The sequence below is a fragment of the Apilactobacillus quenuiae genome (assembly GCF_002994005.1).
Lineage (GTDB): Bacteria > Bacillota > Bacilli > Lactobacillales > Lactobacillaceae > Apilactobacillus > Apilactobacillus quenuiae.
In genome coordinates, this window is the sequence record NZ_POSN01000002.1 from 104,637 (window position 1) to 118,132 (window position 13,496).

The 13,496-nt window shown below is 33.2% G+C and carries 10 protein-coding genes; 2 read left to right on the plus strand and 8 right to left on the minus strand.

Annotated elements, in window-relative coordinates:
- Positions 1–118: 118 nt before the first annotated feature.
- The 3 genes from guaA to helD form a co-directional block, all read right to left on the minus strand.
- Positions 119–1,666 (minus strand): glutamine-hydrolyzing GMP synthase, encoded by a 1,548-nt coding sequence (gene guaA / locus C7N44_RS02975; RefSeq protein ID WP_105956645.1) that lies wholly within the window; start codon positions 1,664–1,666, stop codon positions 119–121.
- Positions 1,667–1,746: 80 nt separating this feature from the next.
- Positions 1,747–2,670, minus strand: a complete 924-nt coding sequence (coaA, locus tag C7N44_RS02980; protein ID WP_105956417.1) for a type I pantothenate kinase — start codon at positions 2,668–2,670, stop codon at positions 1,747–1,749.
- Between the two features lie 118 nt (positions 2,671–2,788).
- The gene (helD, locus tag C7N44_RS02985; protein ID WP_105956418.1) at positions 2,789–5,089 is read right to left on the minus strand and encodes an RNA polymerase recycling motor HelD; all 2,301 of its coding nucleotides are present in this window, start codon (positions 5,087–5,089) and stop codon (positions 2,789–2,791) included.
- A gap of 156 nt (positions 5,090–5,245) precedes the next feature.
- Between helD and C7N44_RS02990 the strand changes: the two genes are divergently transcribed.
- Positions 5,246–5,908, plus strand: coding sequence for a histidine phosphatase family protein (locus C7N44_RS02990; protein WP_105956419.1), 663 nt, complete (start codon positions 5,246–5,248; stop codon positions 5,906–5,908).
- Positions 5,909–5,970: 62 nt separating this feature from the next.
- On the opposite strand, the gene C7N44_RS02995 is transcribed toward C7N44_RS02990, so the two are convergent.
- The 5 genes from C7N44_RS02995 to C7N44_RS03015 form a co-directional block, all read right to left on the minus strand.
- Positions 5,971–6,912, minus strand: coding sequence for an ABC transporter ATP-binding protein (locus C7N44_RS02995; RefSeq protein ID WP_105956420.1), 942 nt, complete (start codon positions 6,910–6,912; stop codon positions 5,971–5,973).
- Positions 6,913–6,930: 18 nt separating this feature from the next.
- Entirely contained in the window at positions 6,931–7,977 is a 1,047-nt protein-coding gene (locus tag C7N44_RS03000; RefSeq protein WP_105956421.1) for an ABC transporter ATP-binding protein, read from the minus strand.
- A 10-nt stretch (positions 7,978–7,987) separates the two neighbouring features.
- Positions 7,988–9,007 (minus strand): ABC transporter permease, encoded by a 1,020-nt coding sequence (locus tag C7N44_RS03005; RefSeq protein ID WP_105956422.1) that lies wholly within the window; start codon positions 9,005–9,007, stop codon positions 7,988–7,990.
- Positions 9,008–9,010: 3 nt separating this feature from the next.
- On the minus strand, positions 9,011–9,940 hold the full coding sequence (opp3b, locus tag C7N44_RS03010; protein WP_105956423.1) for an oligopeptide ABC transporter permease: 930 nt from the start codon (positions 9,938–9,940) through the stop codon (positions 9,011–9,013).
- A gap of 150 nt (positions 9,941–10,090) precedes the next feature.
- Positions 10,091–11,719 carry a peptide ABC transporter substrate-binding protein gene (locus C7N44_RS03015; RefSeq protein ID WP_105956424.1) on the minus strand — a complete coding sequence of 543 codons (1,629 nt, stop codon included), beginning with the start codon at positions 11,717–11,719 and terminating at the stop codon, positions 10,091–10,093.
- A gap of 472 nt (positions 11,720–12,191) precedes the next feature.
- Between C7N44_RS03015 and hflX the strand changes: the two genes are divergently transcribed.
- Entirely contained in the window at positions 12,192–13,460 is a 1,269-nt protein-coding gene (gene hflX, locus C7N44_RS03020) for a GTPase HflX (RefSeq protein WP_105956425.1), read from the plus strand.
- Positions 13,461–13,496 lie beyond the last annotated feature (36 nt).

A 13,496-nucleotide genomic window follows, 5' to 3' on the forward strand; every position in this document is an offset into this window, starting at 1 on the left:
GTTATCTCCTATGAGTTATGTAATTTTTACACCTTTAATCATAATTCTAAGAGATATTTTTGGCAAATTAAAAAACGCTATCCAAAATGGATAACGCCTTTTAACTAGGAATAAAGCATTATTCCCATTCAATTGTCGAAGGTGGCTTACTAGTAATGTCATACACTACTCGGTTAATGCCATCAACTTCGTTTGCAATCTTAGTTGAAATGTTTGATAAAACATCCCATGGAATTTGTGCAAAGTCAGCAGTCATTCCATCGATTGAGTTCACGGCACGAATTGCGATAGTATAGTCATAAGTTCTTTCATCACCCATGACCCCCACACTCTTGAATCCTGGTAATACTGTGAAGTATTGCCAAATTTCAGTATCTAATCCTGCTTTAGCAATTTCTTTACGTAAAATAAAGTCACTGTCGCGCACGATACGTAGTTTTTCTTGAGTGATTTCACCAATCACACGAATACCTAGACCAGGACCTGGGAATGGTTGACGCCATACCAAGTTAGCTGGCATCCCCATTTCTTCACCTAAGTGTCTAGTTTCATCCTTGAATAAGGAACGCACTGGTTCAATTAATTCAAAATGCATGTCTTCAGGAAGTCCACCCACATTATGATGAGATTTAATGGTTTGAGCAGTATCAGTACCACTTTCAATTACATCAGTATATAGAGTTCCTTGTGCTAAGAAATCAATATCTTTTAGCTTACGAGCTTCATCATTGAACACTTCAATAAATTCGTTACCGATAATCTTACGCTTTTGCTCAGGATCAGAAACCCCCTTCAACTTACCCAAGAAACGATCACTTGCATCCACTTGGATAATATTCAAGCCAAATTTACCTTTTAAACTATCCATAACTTCTTCAACTTCGTTCTTACGTAGTAACCCATGGTCTACAAAGATACAAGTTAATTGGTCACCAATCGCTTTGTGTAATAAGACACCAGTTACACTTGAATCTACCCCACCGGATAAACCAAGGATAACTTTCTTGTCGCCAACTTCTTCTCTGATTTGTTTAATCTTTAAGTCAATAAAATCATTCATTGACCAGTTTGCTTCTGCGCCACAAACGTTAAACACGAAGTTCTTTAAGATGTCAGTACCGTATTTGGTATTTCTAACTTCAGCATGGAATTGAATTCCATAGAACTTTCTAGCGGTATCTTGCATTGCAGTAATGGGACAATCTTTTGCGGAAGCCACATTTTCGAAGCCATCTGGAGCCTTTCTAACAAGGTCCCCATGACTCATCCAAACTGGTTGATTTTTAGGTAAGCCCTTAAATAAATCAGCATTATCAGAAGTAATGTCGATATCAGCATGTCCATACTGACCATGATCTTCACCGTCAACTTTTCCTCCACCTAGGTCATATGCCATTAATTGCATTCCATAGCAAATTCCTAGAATTGGAATATTCATTTCAAAAATTTTAGGATCAACTTTCAAGGCATCATCAGCATAAACACTGTTAGGCCCACCAGAGAAGATAATTCCCTTAGGGTTAAAAGCTTTAATCTCTTCAATTGACATATTGTGAGACTTAAGTTCGGAATATACACCAAAATCACGAATACGACGAGTAATTAGTTGGTTGTATTGACTACCGAAATCAAGCACCAAAATTTTATCAAATGAAGATAGGTCCATTTCAGCCAAACCATCCACGCTCCTTTTCTAAATTGCTTTTAATCATACCGAGAAGATAAGATTGTGTCAAATTTTGCTGCTTAGTATTTTCTTAGTAAAATATTGTCAATCCGGTGTTCTTCACCTTTATGAATAATTAAATCAGCCCTCGTTCTAGTGGGCTTAATATTTTCTTCTAGGTTCGGTAAATTAATTGATTGCCAAACATCTTTAGCCATTTGGACCGCTTTTTCACGATTAGAGTGCGCCAATTCATAATAATGGTTTGAAGGGTTTTGAAAAGCCGTATCCATCAACTTCTTAAAGCGATCTAAATACCATTTTTCAATTAAATTATCAGCAGCATCAATATAAATTGAGAAATCAGTGAAATCACTAACATAAATTTGTTGATTACTTGGTAATTGGAGGGTATTAATTCCCTCAATAATCAAAATATCTGGACGGTCAATAATATCATAACGATTAGGAATAATATCATAGACTTCATGCGAATAAACTGGTGATTTAACATTAGGTTGCCCTGACTTAACCTCATTTAAAAAGTTAATTAAGGCTTTCATATCGTAACTTTCTGGAAAACCCTTTTGTTGCATAATCCCACGACGTTCTAATTCTTTCGTATTATATAAGAAACCATCAGTCGTAATTAACTGTACTTTCTTTTTAGGAAAGAAATGGCTTAGTAAAACTTCCAATAAACGAGCCGTGGTCGACTTACCAACAGCCACACTTCCAGAAATTCCGATAATAAATGGTACTTTGCGATTTTCTTTATCTAAAAATTGGGTTTTAATTTTTTGCCAATCATTAAAGTTCTTTGTACATAAATCTAATAAATGAACAATTGGAATATAAACATCTTTAACATCTTGCAATGAAATTTGATCATTAAAAGCTTTGATTTGTTTTAAACTTTCTTTAGTTAATGGTACTGATTGAGTGTGATAAAAATTTTTCCACTCATCTTTTTTAAATGTGTAATAGTTAATTGGATTTGCCAAAGCAATCCCTCCAATAAAATAAATAATTGCTTTTAATCATAACATTTCTATATTTATGTGTATTAAAAAAGAGCCTAACTTGCTTAGTTAAGCTCTTTTTGCTTGTTACTAATCCGGATTATTGTAAATCATAAAGTTCTTTAGGTACGTTATCAAAAATTGGTGATAATTGTTTTTCAGCAATAATCGTTAATTCATGCATTGCACGCGTACAGATTGTATAAACTAATTGACGATCAGCTTCATCACCATATTGTTCAGCACTAGCATCCCACATCACTACAGAATCAAATTCTAGCCCTTTTGCAAGGTATGAAGGAATAATTAATGTCCCAGTAGCCAAGCGTTGGTTTTCAGTTCTAATAAGCGCATTTTTTACGTCTATTTGGTTTAATCGTTCGGATAATGATTCCGCATCCGCTAATGTTTTCACAATAATAGCGGTGGTATCATGTTTTTGCTTATCAGCGTTGATTTTATCATTTAATTTATTAAGGGCAGCTTTTTGATCATTAACTACATTAATCATCGGTTTATCACCTTCACGCGCGAAGGATTCAATTTCGACACCATTACCTAACAGATGTTTAGTAAAGTCAGTGATTTGTTCAGTTGAACGATATGATTTAGTCAGTTGCACAACATTGGTCTTTTCAGGATCAAACATTGTTCCCAACTCTTTTAATAATTTATGACTATTTTCATGAGTAAAGATAGCTTGATTCAAATCCCCTAATAATGTGAAACGAGCACGTGGAAATGTGAATTTCAAGAAAGCCATTTGAAAGGCCGTGTAGTCTTGCACTTCGTCAATGAATAGATATCTAATGTCAGTTTTGGCACGTTTACCAGAAATCTTATCAAATAGATACAAGTAAGCTGATACATCTGAGATTGAAATATCACCAGACTTCATTTGTTCAATGGAATGATCAACACTCTTTTCCCAATCATCTTTAGTTAAATCATAATCATTCAAATTAACTAAATTAGGAATGTTTCTTAGCATGTGGACAAATTGATTATTAATTCTTAAGAAACGTGCATGGACAATTTGTTTGCGAATTTTTCTAAAGGCCCCAATGACAATATGTTTAGCTAAGAAATTAAATTCTTTATCCGCATTTTCAAATTCATCTGGATGGGTTCTTTGCACTGCTTCAATTTGTTCACGCGTTAAGTCTTGAACTGCTTGTTCGACCCAATCAGTTTTCATTTCGGCTTTAACACGACGATTTAACATCTTAATAAGTTTTTCTTTAGTTGCGGAAAGGCGATTTCTCAAATTATAATTTTCATTAAAACTATAGTAGATTTCAGCAATCTTCTCACGAGAAATAAAGATTTCACCATTAAACTTCAAGTTCTTGAATTTCATATCTTCGGTATTTAAATGATTAGCATAAGCTGTGACTGCTTTAAAGTAATCTAAACTGTTCTTAAGATTATTAATTTTGCGAACTTGACCATCTTCAGAATTATCTTCTTCAAATCGTTCAGATAGTGTTTCAACATTCATATGTGGAACACGCAAACTACTGTATTGATAATAGGTCATTTGCACCATATTTTGTTCCCCTAATTCAGGTAACACTTGATTAATGTAATCATTAAACAATTGGTTCGGTGAAAATAGGATTACTTGACCAGAATGTAACTTACCACGATATTGATATAGCAAGAAAGCAATTCTTTGTAAAACAGCGGCTGTTTTACCAGAACCAGCAGCTCCTTGGACAAATAATAAGTCTGAATCAGTATCACGGATAATCTTATTTTGTTCTGCTTGAATGGTAGTAACAATACTCTTCATCTTAGTACTAGATTTACCATTTAAATTATCTAGTAACATTTGATCTCCAACTACTTGGTCAGTATCAAAAATAGTATCAATCTTACCATCTTTAATTTGAAATTGACGTTTCAACGTTACATTAACTTCTTGGGGACCCATTGGGGTATTATAAGTTAATTTACCAATCTTACTATCATAATAAATACTTGAAATTGGTGCACGCCAATCATAAATCAAATAATGATCAGGACTATCGGCAAAAGAACCTAATCCAATATAAATAGTTTCTGGTTGGTCTTCTCCAGCCTCTTCAAAGTCCAAACGTGCAAAGTATGGACGTCGTTCCATTTTATTTAACTTATCATATTCTTTGGTCGCATGTTTCCAACTATTCTCACGTTCTTCAAGCATTTGTTGTTGTTGACGAATCGAAACTGAAGTTTCCATCATCCCACTATAAGTATTTGTTTTTAAACGAACATCATTATAAAAGTTTTTATTAATTGCACTTTCATCTTTTTCAGCACGATTAATTTTTTGTGCCGCTTCGGTTTTAGCAACGCCTATTTTTCCTAAGACGTTTTTTAAATGTTTAGTTTCATATTTTCTAATTGAGTCAGTCATCTAGACATTTCCTCCATTCAAAAGTTGATTAATAATTTTAGCACAAATAAGAAACAAAACAAAGTTTTTACACTGAGGGTCATCTTTTTATTAGTATGAATTTATATGATAAAATCAGTGTTGATAGAGACTTATGAAAAAATAGGAGGTTTTTTTATGATCAATATTTATCTAGTACGTCATGGACAAACTTATTTAAACAAATACTTCCGTATTCAAGGATCAGCTAATGCTCCACTAACTGTTAAAGGAGTTGCTGACGCTGTAGATGCTGGTAAAAGATTAAGTAAAATTAAATTTGACCATGCTTACTCAAGTGATATGCCACGTGCATATGACACTGGTAAATATATTTTGAAACAAAATCCTTCATCACTTGAAGAACCGATTATGGACACTGCATTTCGTGAAGAAAACTTTGGTTATTTTGAAGGAAATGATAGTGAACAAGCTTGGCACCAAATTGGTGGCCCTAAAGGTATGGGTAGCTATGGTGAAATGATTGATAAACTAGGTATGGGTGGCACTGCTGACTTAATTGCTGAAGCTGATCCTTATGGTGATGCTGAAACTGATAGTGATATTCGTGCTCGTTTTATGCCTGGATTAAAGAATGCTATTCAAAATGCTAAAGATGGCGAAAATGTTTTAATTGCTGCTCATGGTACTATCATTAGATGGGCAATTGACCAATTTGCTGATAGTAGCATTGATGTTTCTGAATCAATTTTAAATGGTAGTGTTTCTAAATTAACTGCTGAACCAGATGGCACAAACATCAAAGTACAATATTATAATCGTACTGATGAAAATGTATAATAAATAAATCAATAAAAAAGACCCGTTATCAAAATGATAACGGGTCTTTTTTATGATACTAACTATTTTTTCAAGCGTTTTTTATACATATCAATTTCATCATCAGATGCACGAACATAATGACGAGGTGCAATTTCAACTAACTTGCGATCCTTGCCATCATCTTCTTTACTTGCATCGTAATCAACAGTTTGACGAGTACGTTCATATTCTGGGTCTGGAACTGGAACTGCTGATAATAAACTTCTTGTATAATCATGTAATGGATTTGCATAAAGTTCATCAGCATCTGCAATTTCTAACATCCGACCATAGTGCATAACACCAATTCGATCACTAATATACTTAACCATTGATAAATCATGGGCAATGAATAAGTAAGTTAATTTACGTTCTTTTTGTAAATCCTTCAATAAATTAACTACTTGTGCTTGAATTGAAACATCCAATGCAGAAATTGGTTCATCAGCAATAATGAATTTAGGTTTTACTGCCAAGGCACGAGCAATCCCAATCCGTTGTCTTTGTCCACCTGAGAATTCATGAGGATAACGGTTAGCATGTTCCTTGTTTAATCCAACAGTTTCCAATAAATCTTCAACTTGACGTTTACGATCTTCTTTATCCTTAGCTAAATGATTAATATCAATTCCTTCAGCAATGATATCTTCAACCTTCATACGAGGGTTTAAAGAAGCATATGGATCTTGGAAGATAGTTTGAATATCGCTTCTAAATTGTTGCTTTTGTGCTTTATGTCTTAATTTAGAAACATCTTTACCATCAAAAATAATTTTTCCAGCTGTTGGTTCGTACAAATGGCTAATTGCACGACCAGTAGTGGTTTTACCAGAACCAGATTCACCAACTAAGCCAAAAGTTTCACCCTTATAAACATTGAATGAAATATTGTCAACAGCCTTTACTTCATCTGCTTTACCAACATTAAAATATTGTTTTAGTCCCTCAACTTCTAGAATCTTGGGAGCATTTTCTTCTAACATGATTTCACCACCTAATTATTAATTATTATGTGTTGCTTTAAAGTGTTCTTGTCTCTTAACAATGTCAGCTGGTGGGGTGACCTTTGGTGCACGATCATCTAATAACCAAGTTGCTGCATAGTGAGTATTTGAAACTTTAAAGAATGGTGGTTGTTTTAATGTATCAATCTTAAGTGCATATTTATTTCTAGCAGCAAAAGCATCCCCAACTGGTGGATCCAACAAATCAGGTGGTGTTCCTGGAATTGATGGTAATACATCAACATCAGTATCAAGGGTAGGCATTGAACCTAGTAATCCCCATGTATATGGATGCTTAGCATTGTAGAAGATTTCATCAACAGTACCATATTCAACAATTTTTCCAGCGTACATAACTGCAACCCGATCAGCCATCCCTGCAACTACACCCAAATCATGAGTGATAAAGATAATGGAAGTATTAATCTTGGTTTGCAGTTCCTTCATTAAATGAAGAATCTTAGCTTGAATGGTAACATCCAAGGCAGTGGTTGGTTCATCAGCAATTAATACTTGTGGATAATTAACTAAAGCAATTGCGATTACAATTCTTTGTCTCATCCCACCAGAAAATTGATATGGATAATCATTGATTCTTTCTTTAGCATTAGTAATTCCAACTAATTGCATAATTTCTAATGCTTTTTCCATGGCTTTTTCTTTACTCATTCCTTGATGAATACGTAAAGGTTCAGCAACTTGCTTACCAACTTTCATAGTTGGATCCAATGAAGTCATTGGATCTTGGAAAATTTCAGCAATGCTTTTACCACGAATTTTACTTAATTGTTTTTCATTTTTATCTAAAATTTCTTCATCTTTAAACTTAATGCTACCGCCAGCAATTTCAGCGTTAGGTGCATTCAAACCCATAATACTACGAGTAGTAACTGATTTACCAGAACCGGATTCACCAACAATTGCTAAGGTTTCACCTTTCTTTAAATCAAAACTAATGTCACGAATGGCTTGAACTTTACCTGCATAAGTTTTGAAATTAATAGTTAAATTTCTAACTTCTAGGATATCATCTTTGTTTTCCATTCTATGTCACCTACTCTCTTGATTTTGGATCAAATGCATCACGCAATCCATCACCTAAAATGTTAAATGCAATCATTAATACTGATAGCACAACTGCGGGAACCCACATTTGATATGGTAAGAATTGGAATGATTTTTGACCATTACTAATTAAAGTACCTAATGAAGCAGCTGGAGCTGGAACTCCAATTCCGATAAATGATAGGAATGCTTCGAAGAAAATAGCGCTTGGAATTGTGAACATAGTATTAATGATAATAACACTAGTTAAGTTAGGTAATAGATGCTTAAATGAAATCTTAACTGAACTTTCACCTAATGATCTAGCAGCTAACACAAATTCTTGATTTTTTAATTCCAATGTTTGAGCACGAACTAAACGTGCCATGTTAATCCAACTAGTAAAGGCAATTGCAATAATAATAGCAGGAATTCCTGGATGTAAGATTAGTAGTAACAAAATCATAACAACCAAGTTTGGAATTGATAGCATAATTTCAATAATTCTTTGCATTATAGTATCAACTTTTCCGCCCATCCAGCCGGAAATGATTCCATAAGCAACCCCAATGGTTAAATCAAAGAAAGTTGCTACAACTGCAATGATTAATGAAATTCTAGTACCATACAATGTTCTAGCTAATAAGTCACGACCTAAATAGTCACTACCAAACCAGAAATAATGATTAGCAGCAGCACCTGTATAAGCATTAACTCTTTGCCCACCTTGAACTAAAATTCCATTAAATCCAGGAATATCAATTCCGGGAATACGTGGTGGTAAATTATTAAGATTTGGATTAGTAGAAACGTTATTCATTGATGGTACCAATGCTGATCCAAAGGCAACTACAAATAATAAAACTAAAATAATCAATGAAACCATTGCCGCTTTATTTTTCTTCAAACGACGCCAAGAATCTCTTAAGAAAGTTAACGAAGGAGCAGCAATTTTTTCATTATCTAGATGAGAACCATCTGATAAAGGTTCAAAAGCATCTTTTGGTAATTCTTGTTCTTTATCTGCCATGTTTTAACCCCTCTTTCCTGTAATTCTGATTCTTGGATCAATTAATCCATAAATAATATCGGTTATTAGTAGTACCACACATAACATAAAGCAGTACATAATTGTTAGTCCCATAATAGTTGGGTAGTCATTAGTTACAACTGAGTTAACGAATTGTTCACCAATTCCAGGAATGGCAAAAATATTTTCAACAACAAGTGAACCTGTCATGATATTAACAGCTAGTGGTCCAACGATTGTTACCAATGGGATCAAACTATTTCTTAAAGCATGATGGTAAATAATACCAAATTTACTTAAACCTTTAGCACGAGCTAATTCAATGTAATCAGCACTTAAAACATCAACCATTTCAGTCCTAACGAATCGAGCTGATTCAGCAAATGGCATTGCTGCTAACGCCAGCGTTGGCAGAATCGTATAAGCAAATCCGCTCCAACCAGCAATTGGTAGCCAACCCCATTTCAATGCAACAAAGTATTGTAATAAGATTGAAAGAACGAATGAAGGAATTGAAATTCCTAGAATTGAAACAATAGTAGTTGTTGTGTCTATCCATGTTCCCTTTTTAATGGCTCCTAATGATCCAACCACAATTCCTGCCAAAACTCCTACAATAATTGCTTGTAGACCTAGTAATAATGATGGTCCAACACGACTAGAAATTAAGTAAGAAACCTGTTGGTCACTAAATTGGAATGATGTTCCAAAATTACCATGTACAGCATTCACAATATAACTAATATATTGTTGCCATACCGGTTTATTTAAACCATATTGTTGTAAAACCATATTTCTTTCTGAAGGCGATAGCTTCGCTTCATTAGTTAATGGTGTCCCTGGCATTATCTTCATAAGGAAGAAAGTAACTGTCGTTACAATAAATAATGTCAAGATTAAATAAAATATTCGTTTTGCCAGATATCTTACCATAATGACTCCTCACAATCTTTTTAGTTTTTATACTAAACTATGTTTAATATGTACGGAAAAAAGTTAAACACCTGCTATAAAATACAGTAAGCATTTAACTTATCTCCTATTATAGTCTATCTATTGATAATATCTCAAATAACTTGTGTACTATTTATTTGATAAAGTTATATCTCTAAGATTATATGGTGAACCTGTTGGGAAGAATTGAATTCCTTGAACTCTTGGTTTAATAACTCTTGGGGTTACTTGATGATAGATAGGAATAATTCCTTGGTCTGACATCAATACCTTTTCAGCTTTGACAAGATCATCCCAACGCTTACCAGCATTATTAGCATCTTTACCTTCAGCATTTTGTACTAAAGTGTCATATTCTTTATTGCTCCATTTTCCATTATTATATGAACCATCACTTGTAAATAATGATAAGAATGAAATTGGGTCTGGAAAATCAGCGCCCCATGCACTTACTACCATATCAAATTGACCATTTTGTGAACGGCTTAATCTTGATTTAAATGGAATATTTTGTGCAGTAACCTTTAAATTAGGTATCTTTTCTAATGCAGTTTGTAAATATTCTGTTGTGTTTTTACCAGCAGAAGTATCATCAGATAGCATTGAAACATTTACAGATTTTTTGCCAGTTTCTTTTAAACCTTTAGCGAATAGCTTCTTAGCTTCTGCCAAATTGTAGCTAACGCCTTCTTTAGTTCCAGCATCATCTGTAAAGTCTTTACCATTATGTTTAGACATTCCTGGAGCAACGTATCCAACCGCTGGAGTTGAACCATCACCTAAAACATCTTGGGTAAATTGTTTACGATCGATAGCTAATGAAATAGCTTTTCTAATGTCAGCATTCTTAAATACTGGATTGTTTTTTTCATTCATTTCAATGTAAAAAGTGGTTGCACCTTTAGCACTGTGTAATTCTTTACTATTTTTAAATTCATTCACCTGTTGTTTACCAGAAAGTGTATCGATATCTAAACCACCAGTTTGATATTGATTCAAAGCAGTGTTTGGATCTTTTTGAACATTAAACTTAACACCATCAAATTTAATATTCTTAGCATTCCAGTAATCATTGTTCTTAACTAACTTCCAACTATCATTTGTACCAGTCCAACCAGTTACCTTGAATGGACCATTATAAATCATATTATTGCTGTTAGTTCCATATGAATTACCATATTTATTAACCACTGCTTCACTTTGTGGATAAAATGGTGCCATTGCAACTAAGTATTTAAAGTATGTTTGAGGTTTGGTCAAACTTACAACTAATTTATAATCACCATCTGCTTTAACACCTAAAGAAGAAAGTGGTGCTTTGTTTTTACCAATTTCGGTTGCATTTTTAACATGATCGAATAAGTATGAGTATTGAGAAGCGGTTTTTGGATTTACTGTGCGTTGCCAACCATAAACAAAATCTTTGGCAGTAACTGGTTCCCCATTACTCCACTTAGAGTGTCTCAAATTAAATGTATATGTTTTCCCATCTTTTGAAACCTTATAGCTTTCAGCAACACCTGGTTTAACTGTATTATTTTCACCAGACATTAATAATCCTTCATTACTATTGTTCAATGTACCAAAAGCTGTATTATCTGTAACCTTTGATGCATCCAGAGTAGTTAAGTTAGCTGATTGTTGCCATTGTATTAACTTACTACTTGATTCTTTGCCGCTGTTATTACCACAAGCGACCAATAAGAATGCTGATGCTGCTCCAACAGCACCAACTTCTAACATAGATCTTAACTTCATAATATCCTTACCCCCAATTACATACACCTATTCGCGAAATAGATTAAACTTCTTTTAAAAGGATTAATAAAATATTAACATTACTTTATAATTAAAAGCAAGACATTTTCTAATTTAATTTTAATTTTACGTATTTTTATCGTTTTTATGTTACTTAACCTAACATAAGATTGATTATATTTTATATTAGTTGCTTTAAGATTACATAATAAAAATCATCATAAATTAAACATTTATATGCTATACATTTTAATTACAGTTAATCTATTGAAATTATTAAAGTTAACATAAAAAATATGTTTATAATTTTATTTTAATTTTTCAATGAAGGCTTATTTCCATGTAACTTTTAGTGACAATCAATTGATCTATTAGTAACTATATATTTACATAATATTTTGTAAATTTATCATAACCAAATTAATTAGTGTATAAAAATGTTATAATATAGCAAATCAAGGAGGATGATCGAGTGGATAAAAAGCAAACAACTGCAATTACAATCGGATTAAATTTAGACAATGAAGAGTTCGATTATTCAATGGATGAACTAACAGCCTTAGCAAACGCTAACAATATCGAAGTAACTACTACATTAGTACAAAAGTTAGATCATCCCGACTCAGCGACCTACTTTGGTAAAGGCAAAGTCGAAGAATTAGCAACCGATATCATTGATTACAATGCTGATATGATTATCGTGAATGATGAACTATCACCTAGTCAATTAAGAAACTTAGAGAAAAAAACTAATACTAAAGTTATCGACCGTACAGGATTAATTTTAGAAATTTTTGGCGATCGTGCACAAACTCATGAAGCTAAATTGCAGGTACAATTAGCTAAATTAGAATATCAATTACCTAGATTGCATACCAGTGCCAGTCAGAGATTAGACCAACAAGGTGGCGGTGGATTTACCAATCGTGGTTCTGGTGAATCTCAAATCGAATTAAATCGTCGTGCAATTGAAAGAGACGTCACTCATATTAAAAATGAATTAAAAGCAATTCAAAAATCAGATAAGACTCAACGTAAGCAACGTGATTCAACTAATATTCCAACGGTTGCTTTAGTTGGATACACTAACGCTGGCAAATCAACTATTATGAACAAACTAGTAAGTCGCTATGGTGAAAATGTAGAAAAACAAGTAATGGTTAAAAATATGTTATTCGCTACGTTAAATACTAGCGTCAGAAAAATAACCTTCCCCGATAATAAAAATATGTTACTTTCTGATACGGTCGGCTTTGTTAGCAAATTGCCCCATCAATTGGTACAGGCCTTTCGTTCAACTTTATCAGAAGCTGCTAATGCTAATTTATTAATACAAGTAGTTGATGAATCTGATGAAAATAAAACATTAATGATGGAAACTACTAAAAAGACTTTAAAAGAAATTGGCGTCGAAAATGTCCCAATGATTACAGTATTCAATAAAGCAGATCTCGCTAATGAAAAACGCCCTGAACGTGTGGGGGATGATCTAATTATTTCATCTAATGAAGATGACTCTATTGATGAATTAGTTAAAGTAATTAAAGATAATAGTTATTCTAATTACACTACTGCTGAATTCATGATTCCATTTGATAAAGGTGAAATTATAAATTACTTAAATAATAGTGCGAATGTATTAGCGACTGACTATCTTGCTGAAGGAACTAAGATAAAAGCCGAAATGCCTGCTTCACAAATGAACCGCTTTAAAAATTATATTATTAAAAATGAAGATTAAAAAATGCCGCTATAACTAGCGACATTTTTTGTTTAC

Bases quoted from the DNA above. Each gene is read 5' to 3' on its own strand.
- guaA (WP_105956645.1), bottom strand. From the start codon at position 1,666: ATGGACCTATCTTCATTTGATAAAATTTTGGTGCTTGATTTCGGTAGT.
- helD (WP_105956418.1), bottom strand. From the start codon at position 5,089: ATGACTGACTCAATTAGAAAATATGAAACTAAACATTTAAAAAACGTC.
- C7N44_RS02990 (WP_105956419.1), top strand. From the start codon at position 5,246: ATGATCAATATTTATCTAGTACGTCATGGACAAACTTATTTAAACAAA.
- C7N44_RS02995 (WP_105956420.1), bottom strand. From the start codon at position 6,912: ATGTTAGAAGAAAATGCTCCCAAGATTCTAGAAGTTGAGGGACTAAAA.
- C7N44_RS03000 (WP_105956421.1), bottom strand. From the start codon at position 7,977: ATGGAAAACAAAGATGATATCCTAGAAGTTAGAAATTTAACTATTAAT.
- C7N44_RS03005 (WP_105956422.1), bottom strand. From the start codon at position 9,007: ATGGCAGATAAAGAACAAGAATTACCAAAAGATGCTTTTGAACCTTTA.
- opp3b (WP_105956423.1), bottom strand. From the start codon at position 9,940: ATGGTAAGATATCTGGCAAAACGAATATTTTATTTAATCTTGACATTA.
- C7N44_RS03015 (WP_105956424.1), bottom strand. From the start codon at position 11,719: ATGAAGTTAAGATCTATGTTAGAAGTTGGTGCTGTTGGAGCAGCATCA.